This is a genomic window from Kribbella sp. NPDC051137 (assembly GCF_040682535.1).
GTDB lineage: Bacteria > Actinomycetota > Actinomycetes > Propionibacteriales > Kribbellaceae > Kribbella > Kribbella karoonensis.
In genome coordinates this window covers 524,114-548,004 of sequence record NZ_JBFBBI010000007.1, presented here as the reverse complement: position 1 = coordinate 548,004, position 23,891 = coordinate 524,114, and the positions used below count along the sequence as shown (strand labels likewise).

General features: G+C 65.4%; 24 protein-coding genes. 11 read left to right on the top strand and 13 right to left on the bottom strand.

Annotated features, from left to right (window positions below; translation table 11 throughout):
- The first annotated feature begins 55 nt into the window (after positions 1 to 55).
- Both AB0M51_RS37985 and AB0M51_RS37980 read left to right on the top strand, forming a co-directional pair.
- Positions 56 to 613 (top strand): nucleoside monophosphate kinase, encoded by a 558-nt coding sequence (locus AB0M51_RS37985; protein ID WP_363753332.1) that lies wholly within the window; start codon positions 56 to 58, stop codon positions 611 to 613.
- A 417-nt stretch (positions 614 to 1,030) separates the two neighbouring features.
- Positions 1,031 to 2,164: a glutathione-independent formaldehyde dehydrogenase gene (locus AB0M51_RS37980; RefSeq protein ID WP_363753329.1), complete on the top strand. Its 1,134-nt coding sequence runs from the start codon at positions 1,031 to 1,033 to the stop codon at positions 2,162 to 2,164.
- 1,264 nt (positions 2,165 to 3,428) lie between these two features.
- Here the strand turns inward: AB0M51_RS37980 and AB0M51_RS37975 are convergent.
- The 3 genes from AB0M51_RS37975 to AB0M51_RS37965 form a co-directional block, all read right to left on the bottom strand.
- Entirely contained in the window at positions 3,429 to 3,803 is a 375-nt protein-coding gene (locus tag AB0M51_RS37975; RefSeq protein WP_363753326.1) for a BON domain-containing protein, read from the bottom strand.
- Positions 3,803 to 4,105: a BON domain-containing protein gene (locus AB0M51_RS37970; RefSeq protein ID WP_363753323.1), complete on the bottom strand. Its 303-nt coding sequence runs from the start codon at positions 4,103 to 4,105 to the stop codon at positions 3,803 to 3,805. Before AB0M51_RS37970 ends, AB0M51_RS37975 begins: the two co-directional genes overlap by 1 nt.
- A gap of 423 nt (positions 4,106 to 4,528) precedes the next feature.
- Positions 4,529 to 5,083 carry a hemerythrin domain-containing protein gene (locus tag AB0M51_RS37965; protein ID WP_363753320.1) on the bottom strand — a complete coding sequence of 185 codons (555 nt, stop codon included), beginning with the start codon at positions 5,081 to 5,083 and terminating at the stop codon, positions 4,529 to 4,531.
- 213 nt (positions 5,084 to 5,296) lie between these two features.
- On the opposite strand from AB0M51_RS37965, the gene AB0M51_RS37960 reads away from it, so the two are divergent.
- A complete protein-coding gene (locus tag AB0M51_RS37960) occupies positions 5,297 to 6,217 on the top strand; it encodes a helix-turn-helix domain-containing protein (protein ID WP_363753317.1) in 921 nt (306 codons plus the stop codon).
- 182 nt (positions 6,218 to 6,399) lie between these two features.
- On the opposite strand, the gene AB0M51_RS37955 is transcribed toward AB0M51_RS37960, so the two are convergent.
- The 3 genes from AB0M51_RS37955 to AB0M51_RS37945 form a co-directional block, all read right to left on the bottom strand.
- Positions 6,400 to 6,831: a barstar family protein gene (locus AB0M51_RS37955; RefSeq protein ID WP_363753314.1), complete on the bottom strand. Its 432-nt coding sequence runs from the start codon at positions 6,829 to 6,831 to the stop codon at positions 6,400 to 6,402.
- Between the two features lie 262 nt (positions 6,832 to 7,093).
- Positions 7,094 to 7,216, bottom strand: a complete 123-nt coding sequence (locus AB0M51_RS37950; RefSeq protein ID WP_363753311.1) for a hypothetical protein — start codon at positions 7,214 to 7,216, stop codon at positions 7,094 to 7,096.
- Positions 7,217 to 7,468: 252 nt separating this feature from the next.
- On the bottom strand, positions 7,469 to 10,267 hold the full coding sequence (locus tag AB0M51_RS37945; protein WP_363753308.1) for an AAA family ATPase: 2,799 nt from the start codon (positions 10,265 to 10,267) through the stop codon (positions 7,469 to 7,471).
- 514 nt (positions 10,268 to 10,781) lie between these two features.
- Here AB0M51_RS37945 and AB0M51_RS37940 point away from each other — a divergent pair.
- The 3 genes from AB0M51_RS37940 to AB0M51_RS37930 all read left to right on the top strand — a co-directional run bounded on the left by AB0M51_RS37940 (position 10,782) and on the right by AB0M51_RS37930 (position 13,521).
- Positions 10,782 to 11,057 (top strand): hypothetical protein, encoded by a 276-nt coding sequence (locus tag AB0M51_RS37940; protein WP_363753305.1) that lies wholly within the window; start codon positions 10,782 to 10,784, stop codon positions 11,055 to 11,057.
- Entirely contained in the window at positions 11,041 to 11,970 is a 930-nt protein-coding gene (locus AB0M51_RS37935) for a DnaJ C-terminal domain-containing protein (protein ID WP_363753302.1), read from the top strand. The genes AB0M51_RS37940 and AB0M51_RS37935 overlap by 17 nt, the downstream gene beginning before the upstream one ends.
- A gap of 225 nt (positions 11,971 to 12,195) precedes the next feature.
- Positions 12,196 to 13,521: an NAD(P)/FAD-dependent oxidoreductase gene (locus AB0M51_RS37930; protein ID WP_363753299.1), complete on the top strand. Its 1,326-nt coding sequence runs from the start codon at positions 12,196 to 12,198 to the stop codon at positions 13,519 to 13,521.
- A 202-nt stretch (positions 13,522 to 13,723) separates the two neighbouring features.
- Here the strand turns inward: AB0M51_RS37930 and AB0M51_RS37925 are convergent, their stop codons facing one another.
- From AB0M51_RS37925 to AB0M51_RS37900, 6 genes are all read right to left on the bottom strand, one after another.
- Positions 13,724 to 14,335, bottom strand: a complete 612-nt coding sequence (locus AB0M51_RS37925) for a hypothetical protein (RefSeq protein WP_363753296.1) — start codon at positions 14,333 to 14,335, stop codon at positions 13,724 to 13,726.
- 133 nt (positions 14,336 to 14,468) lie between these two features.
- The gene (locus AB0M51_RS37920; RefSeq protein ID WP_363753293.1) at positions 14,469 to 14,981 is read right to left on the bottom strand and encodes a CorA family divalent cation transporter; all 513 of its coding nucleotides are present in this window, start codon (positions 14,979 to 14,981) and stop codon (positions 14,469 to 14,471) included.
- Positions 14,978 to 15,463 carry a general stress protein gene (locus AB0M51_RS37915; RefSeq protein WP_363753290.1) on the bottom strand — a complete coding sequence of 162 codons (486 nt, stop codon included), beginning with the start codon at positions 15,461 to 15,463 and terminating at the stop codon, positions 14,978 to 14,980. The genes AB0M51_RS37920 and AB0M51_RS37915 overlap by 4 nt, the downstream gene beginning before the upstream one ends.
- Before the next feature lie 325 nt (positions 15,464 to 15,788).
- The gene (locus AB0M51_RS37910; protein ID WP_363753287.1) at positions 15,789 to 17,213 is read right to left on the bottom strand and encodes an AAA family ATPase; all 1,425 of its coding nucleotides are present in this window, start codon (positions 17,211 to 17,213) and stop codon (positions 15,789 to 15,791) included.
- 137 nt (positions 17,214 to 17,350) lie between these two features.
- Complete coding sequence (locus AB0M51_RS37905; RefSeq protein WP_363753284.1) at positions 17,351 to 18,733, bottom strand: ATPase domain-containing protein; 1,383 nt, start codon at positions 18,731 to 18,733, stop codon at positions 17,351 to 17,353.
- Positions 18,730 to 19,395 carry a response regulator gene (locus tag AB0M51_RS37900; protein WP_363753281.1) on the bottom strand — a complete coding sequence of 222 codons (666 nt, stop codon included), beginning with the start codon at positions 19,393 to 19,395 and terminating at the stop codon, positions 18,730 to 18,732. Before AB0M51_RS37900 ends, AB0M51_RS37905 begins: the two co-directional genes overlap by 4 nt.
- A gap of 347 nt (positions 19,396 to 19,742) precedes the next feature.
- Here AB0M51_RS37900 and AB0M51_RS37895 point away from each other — a divergent pair, with 347 nt between their 5' ends.
- The 5 genes from AB0M51_RS37895 (at position 19,743) to AB0M51_RS37875 (ending at position 23,192) form a co-directional block, all read left to right on the top strand.
- Positions 19,743 to 20,246, top strand: a complete 504-nt coding sequence (locus tag AB0M51_RS37895) for an Hsp20/alpha crystallin family protein (RefSeq protein ID WP_363753278.1) — start codon at positions 19,743 to 19,745, stop codon at positions 20,244 to 20,246.
- A gap of 563 nt (positions 20,247 to 20,809) precedes the next feature.
- Positions 20,810 to 21,493 (top strand): ANTAR domain-containing protein, encoded by a 684-nt coding sequence (locus AB0M51_RS37890; protein ID WP_363753275.1) that lies wholly within the window; start codon positions 20,810 to 20,812, stop codon positions 21,491 to 21,493.
- A gap of 523 nt (positions 21,494 to 22,016) precedes the next feature.
- Positions 22,017 to 22,307: a hypothetical protein gene (locus AB0M51_RS37885; RefSeq protein ID WP_363753272.1), complete on the top strand. Its 291-nt coding sequence runs from the start codon at positions 22,017 to 22,019 to the stop codon at positions 22,305 to 22,307.
- 93 nt (positions 22,308 to 22,400) lie between these two features.
- A complete protein-coding gene (locus tag AB0M51_RS37880; RefSeq protein ID WP_363753404.1) occupies positions 22,401 to 22,631 on the top strand; it encodes a DUF1931 family protein in 231 nt (76 codons plus the stop codon).
- 105 nt (positions 22,632 to 22,736) lie between these two features.
- Entirely contained in the window at positions 22,737 to 23,192 is a 456-nt protein-coding gene (locus tag AB0M51_RS37875) for an Hsp20/alpha crystallin family protein (protein ID WP_363753269.1), read from the top strand.
- 140 nt (positions 23,193 to 23,332) lie between these two features.
- On the opposite strand, the gene AB0M51_RS37870 is transcribed toward AB0M51_RS37875, so the two are convergent.
- Entirely contained in the window at positions 23,333 to 23,782 is a 450-nt protein-coding gene (locus AB0M51_RS37870) for a DNA starvation/stationary phase protection protein (RefSeq protein ID WP_363753266.1), read from the bottom strand.
- Positions 23,783 to 23,891: the final 109 nt, after the last annotated feature.

The window sequence follows — 23,891 nt, the reverse complement described above, 5'->3', positions numbered from 1 at the left end:
TCGAAGTATGCTGACTCGAGGGCGCAAGTAACGCCCACAATTAATGGTGCCGATCATGAAAGTGCTGCTGATAGGTGCGCCGGGCTCGGGCAAAAGCACGCAGGGCGACCGGCTGTCCCAGCGTCTCGGTCTCGAGCGCATCGCAGCCGGCGACCGGCTGCGAGCCGAGGCGACGGCCGGCACACCCCTGGGCAAGGAAATCGCCAGCTACCTTGACCGGGGCGAGCTCGTCCCAGACCAGCTGGTGATCGATCTGATCCTGCCCGCAGTACGCGCCGCCGCACATCGCAACGGCTACATCCTGGAGGGTTTCCCCCGTTCAGTGGGCCAGGCCACCCGCGCTCTGCCCGAACAAGCAGGAACCGGGCCGGACGTGGTGATGTTCCTCGATGCACCCCGCGACGTGCTCATCGAGCGCACCCTGGCTCGAGCGCACGCAGAAAGCCGAAGGGACGATACCGAGGACGTCGTCAACCAGCGGCTCCGCGTCTTCGACGAGGTAACGAGGCCGCTGGTCGACTACTACCGCAGACAGGGGCTTCTGCACACAGTCGATGCGAGCCAGAACGTCGACGATGTGACGAAAGACATCCTGGCCGCCCTGGAACCGTGAAGCGCCAAGCCCAGGTTCACCCGGCAGTCACTGGCCGGGCTCGGATCCGCCCTCGGCGAACTCCCACCATGCCAATGGCAGCCAGTCAGCCCCGACGAACGCATCCACACTCGCCCCACGGCCCGTAATCAGGACACTGGTACCCGGGGGGTACACGACACCTGACAGGCCTGGGACGGAAACGAGCAAGGTCCCGATCCGCCGCGACATCTGCTGCTCCTCACCTGAGTGTGGATGACACTAGCCACATGCGGGATGACCCTCGCGGCTTCCCAGCAGTCTACTTTCTAGAGCGCATGCCGACCGCGAGCGACGCCGCCGCTCCTACACGCAGAGTCGGATCTCTCGGGACCGGTCCCGAAGCAGACAGCCGCGCGTGGAGTCAGAGGTCTGCATCGAGGATGGGAGTTGCCCGACATGAAGGCTGTCGTCTACAAAGCACCGTTCCAGGTAGCTGTCGAAGAGGTGGAGGATCCGCGGATCGAGCACCCGAGTGACGTGATCGTACGGATCACGACGAGCGCGATCTGCGGTTCGGATCTGCACATGTACGAGGGGCGGACCGCGGCCGAGCCCGGCATCGTCTTCGGGCATGAGAACCTGGGCATCGTCGATCAGGTCGGGTCCGGGGTCGCCTCGCTGACGCCGGGCGATCGTGTCGTGATGCCTTTCAATGTCGCCTGCGGCTTCTGCAAGAACTGTGTCGACGGCTATACCGCATACTGCCTGACCGTGAACCCCGGATTCGCCGGCGGAGCATACGGCTACGTTGCCATGGGCCCGTACAAGGGCGGCCAGGCGGAGTACCTGCGTGTCCCCTACGCCGACTTCAACTGCCTGAAGCTTCCCACGGGCACCGAGCACGAGGCCGACTTCGTACTGCTCGCCGACATCTTCCCGACCGGCTACCACGGTTGCGAGCTGGCCGCGGTCTCTCCGGGCGAGAGCGTCGCCGTCTACGGTGGCGGACCAGTCGGCCTGATGGCCGCCTACTCCGCACTGCTCCGGGGCGCCTCCATGGTCCTGGTCGTCGACCGGGTACCCGAACGACTGCAGAAGGCGCAAGACCTCGGGGCCATCGCGATCAACTTCCAGGAGGCCGACGCGGTCGAACAGATCAAGCAGCACACGAACGGCGAGGGCACCGACAAGGGGATCGACGCCGTCGGCTACCAGGCCCAGACCTCTACTGGTGACCGCGAGGAGCCCGCCGTGGTCCTCAACGCGCTCATCCAGTCCGTCCGAGCGACCGGAAGGCTCGGAGTGCCGGGGCTCTATGTTCCGGCCGACCCCGGCGCGCCTGACGAAGCCGCAAAGCAAGGAATGCTCCTCGTGGCCGTCGGCAAGCTCTTCGAGAAGGGCCTGCGTATCGGCACCGGGCAATGCAACGTGAAGCGCTACAACCGGCAACTCCGCGATCTCATCATCACCGGTCGCGCAACGCCGAGCTTCGTCGTCTCCCACGAACTGCCCCTCGACCAGGCACCCACCGCGTACGAGAAGTTCGACAGACGCGTCGAGGGCTACACCAAAGTGCTTCTGCACCCATAGCGATAAAGCACAGCGACGCTCCTGACCGCCGACACCAGCAGCAGGTGCAGGACCGATGGTGTCGTACGGCCGGGCTTGAACCGCGACCTAGGGATGGTGCCGCCGTCGGAAACGCCGCGCTGTTGCTGCCACACATCCCCGGATCAGGTAATCCGAGCCCGTGTGTGCGTCGCCGACGGCAGCGGACCGCGTGGTGACTGGGTTCGTCGGCCGGTCGTTGGACGAGCCGGCCCGAGCGGTCGACGAGCCAAGGGCGGCGCATTGGCCGGGGCTGTGAGTGCCTGGGCCGCTGTCGCCCGGTCGGCTGGCAGGCAAGACTGGGTGGTACGGCGCGGACAGTTCCCGCCGATCGGGCGACTACGCGTTCCTGTGGGACTGTGGGACGACAGCCCTTGATCGGTCCGGACGGCGAGGTGGAGTGGCTGTGCCCTGCCGCGGATGGCCTCGCTGAGGGCGGCGGCGACCTTCAGATCATGTACGGCGTCGACGGCGAGCGAGTGCTAACCGAATCCGTGCTGAACGATCGCCCTCTCACCGGCGCCCGGCGCCGGGTCGACGACCGGCTGTGGACGATCCCAGACCCAGGTCAAATGCGCGCTCGAACGATCGCGAGAGCCCGACCAGGGCATCTGGGAGGTGCGGAGCGCACTGCGACGTAGACTCCCCGGACCATTGCGAGTGCGGCGTCCTGCCGTGGAATACGGTCTGCACGATCCGGTCGGCGAAGTACGTCGACATGCCCCGCGCAAGAGTCTCACTGCGGCCGATGAGCAACACACGAGAGACCTGCCCTGCCAGGAACACCGGCGCGTGGCCGACGGAGTTGCCGCCACCGATGACGTGTGTCGGCGCGTCCTCCGGCCACCAACGCACGACACCGGCGGCCACGGCGCCGGCCCGCCGCGCGAGGACGGGCTCGGTGGCAGTGTCGGCGATCTCACTGAAGTCGCCGTCGCTGGCGTCCGACCCAAAGCAGCGACCTCTTGCACGTGCGCCGCTGTCGCACCGTCCGCGGCGCGCCTGGACAGGGCCGGAGTTGGGAGGCACGCCCCGCTGGCGAGGCAGACCGGTACCTCCCATATGTTGTGCCTGTCTGCATCGTCCACCTAGCTCCGGCCGGGGCGGTACGGGTATTGGGAGAGGCGAGAGCTGGCCTTCCTTGGCAAGCGATGCCGCAGCTCCGTGCCAGCTCGGGACTGGCTGATCGTCGAGCGGACGAGCTGTTGTCGTGAGCCGGCGGCGTGGTGCAAGGGCGGAGCGGCTGCTATACGCGCACCGTGATCTTGTTCTCGACCGAGGCCACTCCGGGCGCAGACCAAGCGACTCGCTCCGCCTCTTTCCTCTCAGCCCATGAGCGGACGGTTCCCTTCAGGATGACCCTGTCCCCCTGCACCTTGGTCGTTATCCGTTCAGCATCTGTCTCGGCGCTGCGCACGAGCGCATCCTCGATCCTCTTCTTCAGCTCGCCCGGTGACGGCTTCACCCGTGGTGTGACCTTGATGAGATTACTCACCCCACGCACGCCCGACAGACGGCGAACAGCCCGCTCCGCATCGTGCTTCTGGAACTGCCACTCGACTTCGCCACGAAGAGTGACCCAGCCCCCGGACACTGTGATGTCAATCTTCTCGATCGGCACTATCGCATCCCATTCCAGCGCTCGGGTTGCGGCTGCTGCAATGTCGGCGTCGTTGCGTTCGTCAGAAGTCGGGGCTGAACCTCGATGTCGTTGGCGACTGCGGCCACCCCTCGCACGTTGTGCGCTGCCCGCTCTGCCGCCCACTTCTTAAGGTACGAATCCACCCAGCCCGTCAGAACCACAACGCCGTCCTTCACCGCGACGCCGACCTCGTTGGGCTGAACCCGGGCATCCCACTTCAGCTCCTCCAAAACCTCCCGCTGGATCTCCTCATCGCTTACGGTTGCCGTTGCAGTCGCCATTGGATATTGCCTCCCGGCTGGTCTCGTTCCGATGATGTGCAGTCGCCTGCCGCCGATCCGGTTCGACCTTCGCGTGTCCTCGTTCGCTCCACCTGCGGCTCACTCTGGCAACCTCGACGGTGAGCGCTCTCGCCGGATCAGCAGCCTTCCGTGAACGGTTCCAGCTCTACGGCGGGACAAGCATCCCCGGAATGCGTAGTCCGCACGGTTGCCGTGAGGCCGCGCTCTTGCCCAGGTAAAGTCGTGCCACCTCATCGAGCGCTGGTTCGCCGAACTGACCGACCGCAAACTTCGCCGCTCCGCCCACCGAAGCACACCGCACTCGAAGCCGAAGTCCGCCAATGGCATCAACGAATGGAACGCCGCCTCCAGGCGGCGGACCACAGTTTGCTCCGCGGTTCTGGACCATCAGGCGCGGGCTGATCACTCGTCAGCGAGTTTACCGAGGAGGTCTGCCAGGTCGTTCTCCGCCAGGTCCGCGAAATCAGCCAGGCTGATGTTGGCGGCTTGCTGGCGCAGGTCGGTCAGCCGGCGTTCGCCGGGGCGTTCGCCGAAGTGGTGCTCCCTGCTGCGGACAAACGTCTCCGTGAGCTCGACCAGCTGATCTCCGGCGAGCCGGTCGCGCAGGGCGGGCAGGATCTCGGTCTCCTCGTGCCGGAAGTGATGGTCGGCCTCGTCGGCGAGCTCGGTCAGGATGCTGTCGAAGACCGCGTCGTCGGGGTCGACACGTCCCAGCTCGACCAGCAGGTCTTCGGTGCGGAGGTGTTCGAGCTGACCGCGGCGGACTCCCTCCGCATCACCGGCATCGCGCGCCCGCGGGTAGACCACATCCTCCTCAGCCCGGTCGTGCGCGATCAGCAGAGCGGACAACACCGGGCGCAGCATCGGCCGGCGGTGGCGGTACCGGTCGAGCTGGTCGAACAGCCGCGCGAGCTCCCGATGGTCCTGCTTGACGAGATCGATCAGATTCGTGGTCATGCGCGTTCCCCTGCTGCGTTTGTCCGCCTACCTCGCCTGCGACAGGATGCCAGCCCGTACCTCGGCCGTGAGGAAGTCGATCCCGATTGTAGGAACCGAGCAGCCGCGCGCGGATCACAAGATCAAGTGGTTTCGACCCGGCGTCCTCAGGGTTTCTACCGGCGTACGAGGCAACGTGGTCGACCTGGTGCAGCAGTCGGCGGCGACCTGTTCGTGAGGTGTGAGCTGAACACCGGGCGGTTCGCCCTCAAGGACCGCGAAGCTGCGTGGCACGACGTGCACCCGATCGCTGCAGGGGCCGCGCTGGTGATGCGGTCCGACGAGGACCAGCGACTAGACATAGAACTGACGGAGGTTGTGGATAGTTGGGCCTTCTACCAAATGGAAGGAAAAGACGCGGTCTCATCGATGACTGCCTCGGCCGAGCGGGACCTCGTGCGCCGGGCCAAGCACAAACTGGCCGTGCTTCTGCATGTCGATGAGGTCAGCGGCAACGTCCCTGCGACCTGTCGCTACTTCGGCATCACCAGAACCTGCTTCTACAAGTGGCGCAAACGCTACGAGGCCGAGAGCTTCGAGGGCTTGAACGATCCCTCCAGCGTCCCGCACCGGTCGCCGAACGCGACCGGTGCGAAGGTGATCGCGAAGATCTTGTGGCTGCGGCCGCAGTTCCACGTCGAGCCGCAAAAGATCGCCATGTACTTGAAGCGGTACCACGAGATCACGATCAGTCCGTCGAGGGTTTGGCGGATTCTGCACAAGGCCGGGATGAGTCGGCTGCCGGCGTCGCAGCGCTACAAGCGGAAACAGACCCGGTGGAAACGCTATGAGAAGCAATGTCCGGGCCATCAACTCCGGGTCGAAGCGAAGTTCATCGAGCAACTCGGACAGACCGGCCGCAACGCCGTTACGACCAGTACACCGCGATCGACGACTGCACCCGGCTGCGGGTGCTGCGCATCCACCCTAACCACGATCAACAGACAGCCATCCGCTTCCTCGACCATGGTTTGTCGAGCTCCGGTTCGAGGTCGAGCAAGTCCAGACCGACAACGGCAAAGGAGTTCGGTTAAGCGTCCCACTGACACCTCATCGACAAAGGCATCCGCATCGAACCCGCGACACCCCGGCTGAACGGAAAGGTCGCCGCCTCCTCGAGGGTCAGGTGATCGACGATGTCAGCCTTTCAACGACCGACTCCAGCACTGCGAGAACTACTACAACTACGATCGACCCCACTCAGCGGACAGAGCCCCTACGAACGCCTCCGACAGAAACCCCGGACCCACTGTCATAGGCCTCTGTCAGCAGCACAACTAGACGACGACGGGTATTTCGCTGACGAGATCCGGTACGTCGTTCGCCTCGCGGAGGAACACACGAAGCTGGCCCCACTCGTTGGCATCCTCTGCGAAGATCTGCAGCGCCATGTCGATCGCATCGTGGTCATGGTCGAGCAACTCCCGCCAGCCTTCCCACAGGACGAGGTCCGGCCTGCCGGTCGACCTGTCGCTGAGGGAGTCGGCCAGAGCATCCCAGTTCCGTCCGAACCAGCGCGGCAGGTCGAAGGCCATCGCACAGACGTCAAGGAAGCCGACCTTGTCGTGTACGCCGGTAGTGTCGAGCAGGACGAAGTTCCAGCCGGCGGCCGTCACGTCGCGGCGAACCTGCTCGGTGCTCAGGTCGGAGCGCCAGCGGTAGACGCCAGGCCGCAGCCCCTTGCTCAGCAACGCGCGCAGCTCAGTCATCCGTCAATCCCGCGTCCGCCCGGATCCGGCGGAAACGACTTGTAGTGACCGTCGGTGTAACAGCACTCATCGCCCGTCCCGGTCACGATCCGGAGTCTTCTAACCAACCCACCGAGCGGCTGCCACGGATCTGCGGACACCGGATGTGGCACCAGGGCGTCACGAACGCGAACACTGTGAAGCTGTCGAAGGGTGTCGACCTCCCACGGCCGCCACTCGCGCAATCGGCCGCGGCGCCGATCGTCGTGAGACGTTCGCGATGTCACCGGACCAGCCGCGCATCATCGCAAGCTCGTCGAAGTCCTTCGTGAGTTCGTGTCCGGCCGCGGTCGCCGCGGCTGTGGACGAGCAGATCGCTCCGCAGTACCTCCACCTCGACTGCCATGCCGTCTCCTTGCGTTCACCCGAGGCATCCGGCAGGCGCTCGCGAGCTGAGGGCATACGCTCGCCACCGGGTGACAGTCTCAGAGAAAGCCTCCGCCTCCGCAGGCCCGGCTCCATCCCGGGAACGCGTGGTGCCCTCGGGAGATCAAGCGAAGGCTCACGTGGGTCGGCTCGGTCCGTTCGGACTCGCTGTCGATGGAGTTGCTGGACCGCGCCCGCCACTGTCACGACCGGGCAGAGCAGCGACTTTCGGTCATGCATCCGTCGGTTCGTGCGTCAGGACGATGCGGGTCAGTTCAACACGGGATCGGATATCAAGCTTGTGAAAGGTGTGCCGCAAGTGAGATTCCACGGTGTGGGGAGACAGCGACAGCTCGTTGGCGATGGAGCGGTTGGTGAGTCCGCCTGCGGCCAATCGAGCGACTCGAAGCTCGGCCTCGGTCAAGCTTCCCCAGCCGAACGCGGGCCGCCCTGCCGCTGATCGTTCTTGATCTCGCGCGGCAATGCTCGACAGTCGCTCGCGGACGCGCCGCGCGGGTGAGTGCGCACCGATGCGCTCGTACTCGACAAGCGCCATCATGAAGTGGTCGACAGCCTGCGCACTACGGCACTTGTGCACGAGGCCGAGTCCGGCGTCCTCGCATGCGCGGGCTCTTGCCAGCGGCCGCGGGCTTGCCTGGAACGCCCGGGCAGCTGCGACAAGGCAGTCGACATCATCATTCAGCAGACCCCTGGCCTGCATGCCGGCGGCGGCCAAGGAAGTCACTCCCGGATTGCCGCGGCCGAGGGACTCCGCCGCTTCCGCGGCCACGCGTGCCCGCCGACCATCTCCAGCGCGCAGGGCGAGAGCCACGAGGCATGGTCCGATCATCGGGTTGAGTACCAGGGCGAGCACGTGGTCCGGCAACTGCTCGTAGATCAGAGCGAGCCGTGAGAGCACGCGTGAGGGTTCCGCCCCGGCGGCTTCCTCGATCACAGCAGACGCCCAGGCCAGCTGAGCCGCGAAGCCGGTCCGCTCACCGGTCAGACTGGTACCGCGCCGCAGATGGCCCCGTGCCTGCTCCAATTCCCCTCTGTACGCGGCCACCTCCGCAAGCACCGCCGAGAGTTCAGGCGCATAGCTCCATGATCCGAGCTCCTGGGCTCTGACTAAGCCGGCATCGCCCTGAACCATCGCGTCATCGAGTGCGCCCTGGTGAAGCAGCAGCATTGCGTGGCTGCTGTGGGCTGGCACCGCCGCCCGGTCGATGTTGAGCCTGTTCGCTCCCTGCATCGCCGATTGGAAGGCAGCGGATGCCTCATCGAAGCGATCCAGCGCGATCAGCGTGCGTCCTCGTGTCCACTGCGCTTCTATCCGCCCCGACCCCGCTGAATCGGACGAGAGAAGCTCAACAGCGTGATCGATCAGCTCCAGCGACCCTACGAGCCGACCGCGCATCCGCTCCGCATCCCCGATCGTGAGGAGAGTTCGGCCCGGAGCGGCACGGTCGGCCTGCTCTCGTCCGGTGGCCATCGCTTCCTCGCCTGCCCGCAGCGCCGCACGAGGATCTGCCGACACCAAGTGGACGTTCGACTCTGCGGCAAGGGGCAGGGCTCGAGTCGAATTGCTGACCCCTTGAAGTTCAAGCGCGGTCCGCGTGGGGTGTAACGCAGCGGCCGGACGACCGCCGAAACGGACGGTCTGGGCCGGCTGAACATGCAGCCGTGCCTGGAGCTCGGCGGGCAGCTTGGCCTGCACGGCTGCCTCGCCGAGCGCCTCGCCCTCCTCTTCACGCTCAGCCAGGAGGAGCAGTCCGTTCGTCTCCGCCACCCGCTGCGCTCGGAGGTCGGTGGGGGGCATCAGGTCCACGGCCCGTAGTCGCAGATCGGCTGCCTCCCCAAGGGCGATGAGGGCCAACTCGTCGGAAGCCTGGACGAGGAGGGCGACGGCGTGTGCGTCGCCCACCTCAGCACCTTTCGTCATGTGGGCCGCGGCGTCGACGGCGGAGCCACCGACGGAACGGAGAGCATCCGCGGCCTCACGGTGCAGCGTCCTGCGTGCGCTGACCGGCAGGGCGCTGTAGGCCGCCTCACGGACGAGGGCGTGGCGGAAGCCGAGCTGTGTGCCTTCCTCCACCACGAGATCCTCTCCGAGGGCCTCGTGGAGCGATGGCAACAACTCGGCAACAGTCCGGTGGAGTACCTGCGCAACACAGCGTACGTCGAAGAGTCTGCCGAAGATCGACGCCACCTCCAGCATCTGCCGAGTCAGCGGGGACAGCGAGCTCAGCCTCCCGCTGAGGCGCTGGTATACAGAACCTGACGGACCACCTGGGAAGAATCGGGCGCTTGCCGCGTCCATCACCAGCTCATCCTGTTCAGCGAGCGTCCGAAGCAACTCAACCACCATGAAAGGGTTGCCGGCGCATTTCTCGAGCAGCACCAACAGTGCGTTGTCCGGTGCGGCACCAAGCACGTCGGCGGCCATCTCGGCGACCGCGCTGGTTGGCAAAGGCGCAAGCTCGATGACGGTCGCGCCGTTGCCGACCATGTCAGAGACCACCCCGTCCAACGCCGGCGTGGTCGGCCACGGGCGCCGACTGAGCAGCCACATGACCGGACTGGCTGCGAGCTGCTCGGTGGCAGATCGCGCGGCGAGCAGCATGAGCGGGTCGGCCCACTGCAGATCGTCGAGTGTGACCAGGACCGGTTGCCTACGGGTTATCTCCTGAAGAACCACAGTGAACTGCTCGATCAGCAGGCGTTGGTCATCGTCCAATGCGTTCGCCGTCTCCAGCTCCGCGTCCCAGTGAATCCGCGGCATGCTGCGGCGCATGGCCGCCAGCAACGATGCAAGCGGCGACAGACCATGGAATTCGTCGGTTTCGCTGCCCGCGACGGCGATCCCGGCGCGTCGGGCCCTGGTAGCTGCCTCCAGCAACAGCCGGCTCTTGCCCAGCCCAGCAGTCCCCTCCACAAGGATGACGCAGCCTTGACCCGCCGCGACCGCCGTGATCGCTTCGCTCAGATGGTGGACTTCGGTCTCACGGCCATGCAGTGAAGTGCGAGCCATGCTGCTTCCTAGCCATACCTTCCGGCATCGCTCCGGCGACCACGTGAGCGTGCGGCAGCCGAGGAGGGGCACCGAAGGTACATAAGAATCGTCGCTGGAATGAAGGGATCATCGAACGTGGACCTGCGGCCTGGTATTTCGAGGCTCTCTCGGACGGTGGGCGCCTCGCCAGACCTGCAGAGAAAGTGGCGAAGCCAAATGCTGATGCGGGGAAGCTGGCGATCCCCGAAGTCACTCACCTTGACCCACGATGCGTAGGCCTTAGCAGTCAGGCAAACATCGCCGGACGTCGTGCCACCTGCGCTCGAGTGTTCCGGGGCACCCATCAGCGATCACGGACGAACATCTGTCACCTTTCTCGGAACGCATCAAGAGGACGACTACATGGATCCGGGATGTAGACGCACCGCCCAGTCCACGAGGCTCGGATCTGTGCCGACCGGTGCTGCGGCGACCGCCGCGTCCACGGGCAAGGGATCCGCACCTCCAGTACGGGAGGAAATGGGAGGTGCCTATGCTGATGCGCTTCGATCCTTTCCGTGAACTCGACCGGATGTCCCATATTGATGGCGGGCTTCCGCAGAGCACCATGCCGATCGCCGCCTATCGAGGCGGCGACCAGTTCGTCATCCGCTTCGACCTTCTGCGTGTAGACCGCGACTCGATCGACCTGGCGGCGGAGAAGAACATTCTGAGCGTTCGCGCGGAGCACACCTGGAAGCCCGAAGAAGGTCAGGACGTCGCGGGGCGTCGTGGTCGCAAGGTAGTAGGCGATGGCGGAACGCCGTGACTTCTACGAGGTGCTCGGGCTTCGGCCGGACGCCGCATCTGGGGAGATCCAGAGCGCATACCGCAAGCTCGCCCGCACCTACCACCCGGACATCAACAAGGAGCCGGAAGCCGAGGAGCGGTTCAAGCAGATCTCCGAAGCCTACGACGTGCTGTCCGACCCCGAGCTTCGCAAGCGGTACGACGCGATCGGGCACGACTTTCGCCGAGCCTCGGATGGTGTTGACGCCGAGACCTGGGCGCGGGCCGGGACGACGGGCACCGGAGCAAGCTCCGGCACGGGCGGGCGGGTTTGGTTCGATGAGGTCGGCATCGACCTCGACGATCATTTCGGAGACATGTTCGGGTCTCGCGGTCGGACGACGTGGGGCCCCATCCCGGGGGCCGACCAGGAGTTCGAGCTGGAGCTATCGGTCGACGATGCGTACAAGGGCGTGCATCGGTGGCTCACCGTCGCGGGGCCCGAGGGAACGCGCAGCGTGGAGGTGACCATCCCTCCCGGGGTCGCCGACGGTCAGCGCATCAAGCTGGCAGGACAAGGCGGGCAAGGAACCCGCGGCGCCTCCGCCGGCGACCTGTACCTCGTCGTACGCATCGCTCCCCATCCTCGATACCGGGTCGAGGGGCGTGACATCCACGTCCGGCTGCCGCTGACGCCGTGGGAAGCAGCGCTGGGCATCAAGGTCGCCGTGGACACGCCGGGAGGCGAGGCAAAGGTACGAGTCCCCCCAGGTACGTCGAGCGGGCAGCGCCTGCGCGTGCGCGGCCGTGGAATGCCGGGCCCGCTCGCCCGGAAAGGTGACCTGTACGCGGAGGTCCGAATCATGGTGCCCAGTCGGCTGACCGACGAGGAGCGGCGCCTGTTCGAACAGCTGGCCGCCACCTCCACGTTCGATCCGCGGAACCGACCATGAGCAGCGCGTTCGTCTGAACCGCGCCCTCCGGTCAGCTGTGGTCCCCCGGGGCGAGTTCGTGACGAGGCTGGCTGCGCGAACCGGGCCGAGCACAACTACTCGTAGCCGAACGGGGCGATCGGGACCATCGGCTCTGGTTCGTCATTGATGCGGTCGGCGAGTTGGTGCAGAGGACTACGTGAAGTGGGGATGCATCACGATCACGGTGTTGCCAGTCTCGCCGCCATGACAACAATCTCTCCACGCATCGTCATCGTTGGCGGCGGGTTCACCGGCCTGTTCTGCGCGCGTAGGCTCCAACGCCGGCTCCGCGGCGAGGCCGAACTGCTTTTCGTGACGCCGCGCAACTTCATGACGTACCAGCCCTTCCTTGCCGAAGCAGCGACCGGGACTGTGGAGCCGCGGCACGTCGTCGTTCCATTGCGCCGAGTGCTGCCCGGGGTCGAGGTGCTCAGCGCTCGGGCCACTCGAGTTGCGCACCTGGACCATTGCGTGACGGTCCAGCCGTCGGAAGGCCCTTCCTACAACGTCTCGTACGACCATCTGGTGCTCGCAGTGGGCGCGATCACGCGTCTGCCGCCCGTTCCGGGCCTCGAGGAGTGCGGCATCGGCTTCAAGCGGATCGAGGAGGCTATTGCCTTGCGCAACCACGTCCTCAGCAGGCTTGATCTCGCGGAAACGACGCGTGATGCGGAGGTACGCCGATGCGCCCTGACGTTCGTCGTCGTAGGAGGAGGCTTCGCCGGCATCGAGGCGCTCGGCGAACTCGAGGACATGACTCGCTCCGCGTGCCGCTACTACCGCCATGTCACGCCCGCCGACCTCCACTGGATGCTCGTAGAGCTCACCGGACGGATCCTTCACGAGGTAGGAGAGGATGTGGGCCGCCGCGCCGCCGGAGAGCTCAGCCGACGAGGCATCGACCTGCGCCTGAACACTCGGCTGGAGTCGGCTGTCGACAGGCGGATCCGGCTCTCGGACGGTACGGAGTTCGACGCCGGCACACTCGTGTGGACCGCAGGTGTGCAGCCGCACCCGATACTCCGCAGGACCGACCTGGCCCTCGATGAGAAGGGGCGCGTCCGGGTCGGAGCCGACCTCCGCGTCGTCGGCACGGAGGACGCCTGGAGCGCGGGGGACTGCGCCGCGGTGCCTGATCTCACGAACCGGGGAGTGCCGACGCCGCCCACGGCCCAGCATGCAGTCCGCCAGGCCCGGCACCTCGCCGACAACCTCGTCGCAGTGCTCCACGGACAGTCCGCACGGCCCTATGCCCACCGGTACGCCGGCTCCATTGCAAGCCTTGGCCTCCACAAGGGAGTGGCCGAGCTGTACGGAATCCGACTGCGGGGCCTACCTGCGTGGATGTTGCACCGTACCTATCACCTGACCCAGATACCGACCGTCAACCGCAAGGCTCGCATCGGACTCGACTGGGCACTGGCGTCACTGTTCCGTCGCGACCTGGTCTCGCTTGGTGGAATACGCGAAACGAGCGGCTCCTCCGAAGCGACCGAAGCCAGGCCTCAGGAGCACGCCGCCACGCACTGACCCGACAGACCCACATCGCCCAAGGAGGGTTCGGCGTCCACGACGCACACAAGGGCGTGGACTACATGATCCGGGGATGTGTGGCAGCAACAGCCGGCGGTGAGGACTTGTTCTTCGGCGCGGGAGGCGCAATGACTCCGCTCGACCTGATCTGGTCTGCGGGCGGTAGATGACGCCGATGGCGCTTTCGAGATCAGGGCGCTCAACCGGATTTCGCGGGTGGAGCGTACGGAGCGAGGTACCCGGTGGGCTTTTCAACGATCACCTCGACGGCCACCGCCCCGATCACCGTGAACGAGAGCTTCACGGTGGCGAGGCGACCGGTCCGAAGGTGCACTTGCGGGTCCGGCAGGTGGATCCGCGAATAGCCGGGGCCGCCGACGCGTACGACGGCGTCAGTCGCGATGCTGAGCCGGGGCTCAGCCCTCAAGGGCGCAACTGTGCCTGTTGTACCGTCCGCGTTTCCAGCTTCGACCGTCACCTCGCTCAGCACGACAGGCGGCCCATAGTTGATGAAGGTGGCAACCACTGCGACGGCCCGGTCGTCGGCAGCCTTGATCAGCCTGACCGCCCGCACCTGTAGATTGCCGATGCTGACGTCGCCATAGTCGTGTTGCCGGCTGACTTCCGCTTGGTTCATATCAGCGCAGCCAACCAAGAGCAGCATGCTCAACGCGAGGTTGCCCGCCGCCACAGCCCATCTGCACATCGGCGTTCGCACTCGCGGCGCCGGACGCGCGTGAGGGCGGGCACAGGCAACTGGTGGGCTCAGCGTGCCGGAGACCACCGCGTGCTCGACAGCAAGATCGGCCATGTCCCCACTCCTGTGCAACGGATTGACGATTCATCATGGCCGTGCGAGGGAGATGACACATCACGTGACCGTGTCATCTTCGAGACCGAGCGACCGCCCTTGGCTACGCGGTCGTGGGATTTCGGGGCGTCTCTCAATCCACGAGACCCACCCCAATGCCGAGGGCACCGAAGGCCGGCCAGCCGCCGAGGTGGCCGATCATCCAATCGAAGTTCTGTCCGAAGACGCCGCTGAGGACACTGGGCGGCAAGAAGACGGTCAAGATGACGGTCAGCTGCTTCATCACAGCGTTCTGACGGTTTGACACGGCCGAGAAGAAGACGTCCGTCGAGGCCGTCAGCAGGGCTGATAGGTGTTGATCAGACCGCTGGTGCGGATCAGATGATCGTGCGCGTCGCGGAAGTACCTCTCCCGCTGATGGACGCTCGCCGAGACGCTGTTCAGTTTGGCAGGTCAAGTTGCCGGTAGCGGGATGCCGGAGGCAATCAGCATCGCTCGGCTGCTGGCCGCGGCATCCAGGACCACGGTCGCCCGACCTTCCGACGCGTCGTAGGCTCGCTGCCCTGGAGACCCAAGGATCTTGTAGAGGTCCATGGTAGGTCCCCAGAACATGCAGTTCCGGGTGCCAGGCGCTCCAGCCGATCACCCCGCGTCACGGCTGGGCATCTGGATCAGCATCTGGGCGGCGCGGGCTGCCTGCTCCCGCACGCAGTACACCTCGTACCGGGTCGCCACGGTGATCCCGAAGGTCGAGAAATCGCGCTGACCGAAGGTGAAAAGATGCGCGATGAAACCCCACAGCGCCCCGAAGACCGCCCCATAGAGCACGCCCCACAGCAGAATCAGCACGACGCCGGTGCCCGTGTCGGCGAACAACGACAGCAACAGACCGATCAGCGCGCCGATCCAGGCTCCGGATCCGGCACCCGCCAATGCTGCCTTCCATTTCGTCAGTCGCCCGAGAACCCGCTCGACCTGTTTCAGGTCCGAGCCGACGATGGTGATGTTCTCGACCGGGAAGCCGTTGTCCGACAGGTAGTCCACCGCGCGCTGAGCCTCGGCGTAGCTCGCAAAGGAAGCGACGGTCTCGCCGCGGATGAGGGCAGTTGTCTCCTGGGGCGTGGTCATGAATGTCCCTCCAACAGTGTCGTCACCAGCAGACTTTCGCCGGGGCGCCGAAGACACATCACTGGTTCGGGTGGTTTCAGTTCCCCGTGCTCAGGAAGGCGTAGATGTGAGCAGCTCACCGCTTCCCGCAGAGGGCTGCGCGGAACCGGGATGTGCTGCGTCATCCTCGCGTCAGAGTCTGACAACGGCGGGACTCGCACGTCGCGTCCTTCCCGACGGTGATCGCATTTTCAACCGCTCGCAGCGCCGCTGAAACGATGAACCTCGGTCTCCCGGCCCTGTAAGGATCTGCGGGCATGCCCTACGTCGCCTGCTACGGACCTCACTACATGGACACATCGGCCCCAGCGGTAGAGCGCCGATCCGATTCACGGTCGACGGACGCGCGCGTCAGCTCTACGCGATTCCGGATACCAAGCTTGCGGTACACCTTGCGCAGATGAAAGGAGACGGTGTGCGGCGACAGGAAGACGCGCGCCGCCACCTCGCGGTTGGTCAGCCCTCGAGCCACTAGGTCGGCCACCGCCCGCTCAGTGCCTGTCAGAGCGTCCCACCTCTTGGCTGAACGCTGCCGCCGGCCGGCATATTCATCAGCCCACCGCAGCGGATGGCACATTTTCACCTGGTCCCGTACGGCTGCCCTGTCGCTGCGCCAGTCGCTCGTCGGGGCCGCGGTCAGGACTGTGCAGATCCGACGCGTTGTGCCAACCTGCTCACGTAGCGCCTGACGCACAGCCGCCGGAACACCGTCAGCCACCGACTGCCGGACCAGCTCGTGGCGGAAGGCCAGCACATCCTTCGCGACACTGGTGAGCAGCCCGGCCGCGAGGATCTCGTGAAGAGGCGAGCGCACTTGCTCGTTCGACCATCCAAGGAGGTCGGCCAGGTCGTCCACACCGAACAACGGATCCAGGGACGCGGCGACGTCGAGGAGATGGCCCGCCCTGGGGCTGAGCCGCATGACCCAGTCGTTGACGACTTCCCTCACCTGCCCGGGTGGCTGCTCGGACAGCAGCCGTGCCCGGCTGCCGGCGATGGCGACACCGCCCTCGTCGCGGAGTCCGTCCAGAAGTGCTCTGATAAGTCGCGGATTCCCCGAGGCGCCGTGAGCCATGGCCAGTAGGTCGCTGTCCGGTCGCGCTCTGAGCACGTCAGCGATAACGTCAACGACGGCATCGTCCGCGAGGGGTCCGAGCGCAATCCGAGACGCTCCCAGGTGCTCCAATTCACCGAACAACCACTCTATCGAGGGTTGCCGGGTCCCCATCCGACGCGCCAGCACCCATGCGACGGGGTACTCCGCCAACCACGCCGGCAACTCTCGCAACACCGCGATGGTCATCGTGTTGGCCCACTGAACGTCATCCAACGTGATGAGGACCGGGCCACGCGAGGCCAGCTTCCCGGTGTGAACCGCTAACTGTTCGAGGCGCGCCAACATATGCCCCCGGGTGGTCGCTGCGCGGGCCCGCGAACCGCCAGGTCGCGCCAGGTCCAGCCCGGAGAACAACGTCGCCAGCGGCAGTGACCGCGGCGCCTCGCCAGGATGAGCTCTCGCGAGGCTGAAACCATCGTGTGTTGCCCGCTCCTCGGCCGCAGCGAGAAGGCGGGTCTTCCCGATGCCCGGCGCACCTTCCACAAGCAGGATCGAACCACACCCGGTCGCCACGGACTCGAGAAGGTCGGCAACCAACTTGAGCTCCCCCAATCGACCGCGAAGCCGACTATCCGGAGTCCGTTGGGTGTGCATGGGAGCCCCTTCCCTTCAGTCGTCGCCCAAGTTGCCGTACACCTGGAGACTCTCTCGGGCGGCCGATGGCCCGCCAGAGCTGTCGAGGAAGTGCCGAAGACAACTACCCCTGCGTAGTACGCTGGCCAGCCCCAAAGTCACTCAGTGGCCTGTCCCGGGACGAGCATGATCCCGTCGGCGGTGATCCGGAACTCCCGCACCCGCGACTCGTGGCCCGTGGCCCGTGTCTTCAGCACCGTAAGCGTACGTGACATCACTCGGGTGACATCTCTGTATTGCAGCAGTACGACATTGTCGGCCATGTGCGACACCGCCACGTCCGAGAGCTTCGACACCCCGAACAGTTGAGGGAGCTCATAGGTCATCATCAGGCTCGTGCCTTGACGCGATGACCTGTGCAGCAGGGAGTAGAGATACTCCCTGAACCGCATCTCATCAGAGGTCGCAGCCTGCAGGTCTGTCAGGCTGTCCAGGAGAACCCTGCTGGCACCGGTGGTCTCGATCATGTTGAGAAGCTCGTACACCCACTGGTCCACGTTGAGGTCGACCGGGCTGCGGTACATGAGTGTCAGGTTGTCGCTCTTCACAGACCAGCCGAACTGCGACGCCGTTCGCTCCAACTGCGACGGATCCTCCTGCATCGTCGCGATGATCGCGTGCTCGCCCTGATTGACGGCAGAGAAGACGAATTGCAATCCCATCAGTGTCTTCCCGACGCCGGTGGGGCCCGACACGAGGGTTGACGCCCCCGACCAGTAGCCGTCCTCGAGCATGCCGTCGAGCGCCTGGATGCCGGACGGCACACGCTCACCGCGGAGTTCGTACTCCCTCACATCCGCGGGATCCGCGAGCCGGGGATAGACCGTGATGCCGTCGTCCGACAGGCGGTAGGAATGCGTCCCGGCCAGGAAGCCGCCGCCCCGGAGCTTGTGTACCTGGAGAGCCCGGGAGGTGCGTTCGGCGGAGTGAACGCTCTTCAGCGCGATGATCGCATCCGCCACAGCGAACTCGGGAGAGCGCTGGATCTCGTCCTCCTGGTACTCCCCGACCCACAGCGAAGTCGCCGGGAAGGCGCTCAGCATGCCGGCAAGATCGTGGAGGAACGGGCGAAAGGCGCCGCTCCGGCCGGCGTAGGGATGCATCGCCTTGAAGCTGTCGATCACGATCATCGCAGGCTGCCTGACCCGGATGAGCTCGCGCATGCGCTCGAGAACTCCCGGCAGTCCATGGTCGCGGAGTGTTCCCCCGAGGTCCTCGTACCACACGCTGCGCCCGACTGCAGTCGGATCGAAGAACGACAGAGTCTGTCCATATCGGAGGACCTTCTCCAGTGGCTCGGAGACCGTGGCGAGGTACAGCGCCGGCCGTTCAGGGGTGGCATTGGAGAACACCCATTGCTGCGCGAAGATCGTCTTGCCGGAACCCGGGGCGCCCATCACCAGGACGATCGCGTCGCGGGGGAGTCCGCCGCCGAGGACGACATCGAGCGCATCCGATCCAGTGGTCATTCGGTCGTTCATGGGCTGGATTCTGCAGCGGAGCCCGACCGCAGGTAGGCGCTTTGCCCGAGCAGATCCCGGACGACAGACACCAGTCGCAGTGGTTCGAGTGGTTTCCGCAGGAACGCGGCTGCACCGGCCTCCAACGCCTTGTCCCGCAGGTCGAGCGTGGAGATCGCCAGCACCGGAACATCGAAATGCTGTCGCAACTGGGCACAGAGCCGCAGTCCCTGCGCACCGGAGATCAGCAGATCGATCACTACGAGATCCGGGATATTCCGCACGGCTTCAGCCAAGGCGTGCTCAGCAGCGGAGACGAGCGTAACGCCGTACCCCTCGGTGCGCAGGAAGTAGTCGGAGAAGTCGGCCGCGAACGGATCCTGCTCGGCCAGCAGGACCAGCAAGCCGTCGCCGCCCGGCATCTTCGCAGCCTCCAGCGGTACGCCGCTGGCCATGCGGCTCTGCAGCAGGCGGTACGCGTCGCTAGCTGCCATTCCGTCCGACAATCGGTCACCGACGAAGCGCAGTTGCTCTACCTGAAACCGCGAGTACAGACGGTGGCCACCCGGGCTCCGCTCGGGCACCACGACCCCGTACCGGTCCTCCCACGTCCGCAGCGTCGCCGCCGGGATACCGAGCATCCGCACGAGAGCCCCGATGCTGTAGACGGGCTGATCAGGCATGGAAGAAGCGCACCCCTCGTCGGCACGACACGCGTTCTACCGGCGAACAGCCGCCGGGCAGGCTCCTCGTGGCTGCATCCATGTCTGGAGCATCGAATCACTGGGCATGGACGCCTAGTTCATGATCGACAGGCTACCTCATCTCCCCCGGAGGGCATTCCCTAGTCCACGAGGATGCGAGGCGGTGGACTACGAGAATCCGGGATGTCGACGCCAGGCCCTATGGCGAGACTCGGAACCGTGCCACCGCCGTCGGGCTGAGCCCGACAACCGGTCGGCCACGGCAGGTCGCACTTGCTGGATCATCTGATCCGTCCCTCCCCTGCCGGAGCACACAGGAGGCAGCCATGCTGATGCGATTCGATCCTTTCCGTGAACTCGCGTTCCGTGAGCTCGACCGGATGTCACAGATGTTCGGCGAGCAGGGTGGAGCGCTTCAACAAAGAACGATGCCGATCGACGCCTTTCGCGACGGCGACCGGTTCATCATCCGCTTCGATCTGCCCGGCGTGGATCGCGATTCCATGGAACTGACGGCGGACAAGAACGTTCTCACGGTGCGCGCGGAGCGCACGTGGAAACCCGGGGAGGGCCAGGATGTGGTCGCCGCCGAGCGACCGCAGGGAGTCTTCACCCGCCAACTGTTCCTCGGCGACAGCCTCGACGTCGACCAGATCGCCGCGACCTACGACCAAGGGGTGCTGACGCTCGTCGTCCCAGTCGCCGAGCAGCCGAAGCCGCGCAGGCTCCAGATCACCGAGAGTGGTGCCGCCGCCCGTGAGGATGCCGCACAGGACGGCGCTACCCAGGAGAGCGCCGACCAGAAGGCCACCGTCAGCACCTCCGCCTGAGCTGGGCCACACCGAGACAGAAGGCGAACCGGGTCTGCAACCGAAGCCTGGGAGGTGCCGTTGCGGCTCAGCGCGGAGCCCTGGCCACATTCTCCGGCGCGCGCTTCGGTTTGGCCCCTGCGTACCTCGGCCTGCGGCAGGAAGGCAGCCTCTGACGACCGATCAGGGCATCCCCGTGGCACGCACACGCTGTGCACTCGGTTGACGACTCCACAGGTCTCATTTCCGATCCGGACGAGTCGGCACGCGATGGCTCCTGATGCCTGACCAGACGTGAGTCCATGAGTCGCGACGGGACTACGGTGCATGACAGGGGTTCCAAGCTCGAACGTCCAGGACGGTCGGCGATGGCCCCGAACCGGAGCCATGCTGGACCCGTCCGGAATCGGACTGGATCGCAGCCGCAAATGCTTGGCACTCACCTGGCCGACAACCCGACTGGCCATACCGGATACGGCTCGGCGTCGGCGACAACTTCGGTGCCTGAGATCCGCTCGAGGCAAGAGGATCGGAACGTACGCAATCCGATCCCGGAGAAGTGAATGATGGGGAGTGGTTCGAGAATGACTGACCGCTTGGGGCCACCGGCTACTGGACTGGGTGGGCTGATCACCGGAGCGGAGACGATCGGCCGATTCATGTATGCCGTTGCTGAACACACCTGGTGGTTCTCTCCGTCGATGTACCTGCTGTGCGGTCTGCCTCTCGATACCGAGATCACTACCAATCTCATGATGTCCCTCAAGCATCCGGACGACGGTCCGCCGGCAACGGAACTCCTTGCGAAGGTCGCTCAAACAGGCGAGCCATTCTGCTGCCCACACCGCATCATCGATGCCGCCGGCAGGGAGCACAGCACCGTCATCTTCGGCGACGCCAGGCCAACCGCAAGAGGCGCGATCGACAGCATTCAAGGATTCGCCATCGATCTCACCGCGGGCCAGCAGCGCTACTCTCTCCAGATCGGCGCTGCCGCTGTCCGGGCCGCGACCGAGCACCGCTCCGCAATCGAGCAGGCGAAGGGAGCGCTCATGCTGGCCTACGGCCTCAATCCCCAAGCAGCCTTCGCGTTGCTCCGATGGCATTCACAGCGATACAACACCAAACTGAATGAGATCGCCGAGAGTCTCGTCGCAGTGCTGCAGCGCACCGACCGCGTTCTACCGGGCACTCGCGACGCCATGGACAGGTTGCTCCAAGACCTGTCTGTCAGGGGGCAGCACACGGGAACCACAAGACCACGCTGATCAGCTACGCAGCGCCGAGTCATCCCAAACGAGGCTCACAGCCATGAGAGTTCAGCAGATGTGTCGAGTAGGAGCGCCGGCCGATCGGCGAGATTCCCTTCGCAGCTGACCGAGCGCCCGCGTTAACAAGCAGGTCAGCGGGAGGTGAATGAGTCGTCGGTGAACCGGTCGAGGGCCGAGAGTTCTCGCTGACGCCACCGTTCGGCGTGCGCGTTGGCCAGGAGGTCCGCGTATCAGAGCTTGCCGCTCTACGCAGTCGCGGGATGCGCCTCGCAGGTGTTCCTGGCGAGACTTGAGCGGTGGCGACCGCTGCCATAGCAGCAGTCCTTCAGGGCGTCGCCGTCGGGATCCGTGGCCCGATGGAGGAGACAGGAGAGCGTCATGATTGCCCGGATCAGGCCCTGGGAGGCTCCACTGCGACTCGGGCCGGGCGCCATCATCGTCGACTCCGGCATGCGCAAACTCAGCGCGGACCCGTTGACGGCCGCCCACATTGCACCGTTTCGCTGCCGGTGCCTACCCGATGCTGCAAACAATCGACTCCTGCCGGTTCGTCCGAGCGCTGGCCACAGGGGAGCTGGTGCTCGGCGCGGCGATGCTGTCACCGGTGGTGCCCGCAGCGCTGGCGGGAACCGGCCTAACTGCCTTCTCTGCGGGGCTCCTTGGGCTTTACCTTCGGACGCCGGGGATGCACAAGGAAGGCAGCCTACATCCGACCGAACAAGGCTTGTCGATCGCCAAGGACGTCTGGTTGTTCGGGATCGGACTGGCCTTCGTCATCGGCGACCTGACCGATCGGGAGGACGCCGAATGACCATGATGGGCGTCACCAGGTTCGCGCGATTCTTCCGCCTCGCAGCGAGCCTGAAGGCGGACAAGGATGATGTCAAACGCCTAGCGACTTCGTATCCGAAAGCTGTACGACCTCCTCATTGCCGAGCAGGCCACCGCTAACGAGGACCGCCGGGACATCTTCCAATCGCGCGATCTTCCCATCACCAAAGGTCTGCAAGAGAGCGTCTACGCCTTCCGGAAGCTCGGCGAGGACGTCGAGCTGGAACCAATACTGGCGCAGCTGGAGAACTCCCAGACGGTGCACTGGGAGCGCGCATTCCGGATCTTCGGCCTGTTGTTGTAGTCGAGACTGCGCGGACGCGGGATGCGTCGTACCGCCTCGCGCCGAATGCTTGCGGTAACAGGCCCGGCAACCCGCCAGGCCAGCTCACACGAAGGGACCAAAACGATGGCACTGCCCGTACGAAGTGCCAGGAGCGACATCACCCGCTGGGACCCGGCCAGCGAGTTCGACCGGCTCAGCCAGCAGATGTCCAGGTTGTTCGAGGACCAGTGGGCCGAAGTCCCGTCCATACTCCGCGACGGCTTCACGCCCCTCGCCGACCTGGAGGAGACCGACGACGGCTACGTGCTCGAAGTCGAGCTGCCTGGCGTGAAAAAGAAGAACATCACCATCGAACTCGACGGCCGTCGCCTCGTCATCAGCGGCGAGCGCCCCGAAGATGAAGGGCGTAAGGGGTGGTTGCGACGCCAGACCCGTTCATGGGGGCGCTTCCACTACGAGGTGGTGCTGCCCGACAACGTCAAGCAGGACGGTGTCGAGGCGACGCTGAACGACGGCGTCCTGCGCGTGACCGTCCCGAAGGGCTCCGCAGGTCAACGCCGCCAGATCGAGGTGAAGTAGTCGGCGAGTAAGACCGGAAGAGAAGGAGACATCTTCGCCACGGCAGACGATAGATTCCGGAAGGACAGTCGGTAGCCCGGCCCGCAACTGTGCTCGTCCACCCAGACCGGACGTGCAGGCCGGGCAACCGACCGCCGGTGTCAGGCCGTGCTCGACTGCTCGGCCGCGAACATCCAGCGATGCTTCTCGAGGCCCGCGGTGACACTGATGACGAGGTCCTGGCTGACGAGGTCAAGAGCGCCGAGGCGGTCGATCCGCGTGCGGTTGCTCTCGACGACCAGGTTCAGGCGCTCAACTATGTGCGCCACCACCGTCCGACTGTCGACAAAGCCATCTGGGAACGCATCGAACGGCGTCATCTTCGCCAGGGTCTCCAGACGTCCGTCGGCGGCAAGGCCGATGGTCGAGAGACGCTCGGCGACGTCATCAGACCAATTCCGGACATCGTCTGCAAGCTCGTCGAGCTGCACGTGCAATGGCCGGAACCATAGGCCGCTGACATTCCAGTGAGCCTGCTTCGCGATGAGCGCGAGATCGATCAGTTCGATGAGCAGCGGTTCGAGTTCCTTTCCGACAGCGTTTCGGTCCATAGCTCTTCTCCTGCCTCAGAGTTGCGCCGGTATCTCACTCATCGTGGCGACCTGCCACTGGCCGCGGCATCCCGCGTCTTTGTAGATGCGACGTCGTTGCGGCGTACGG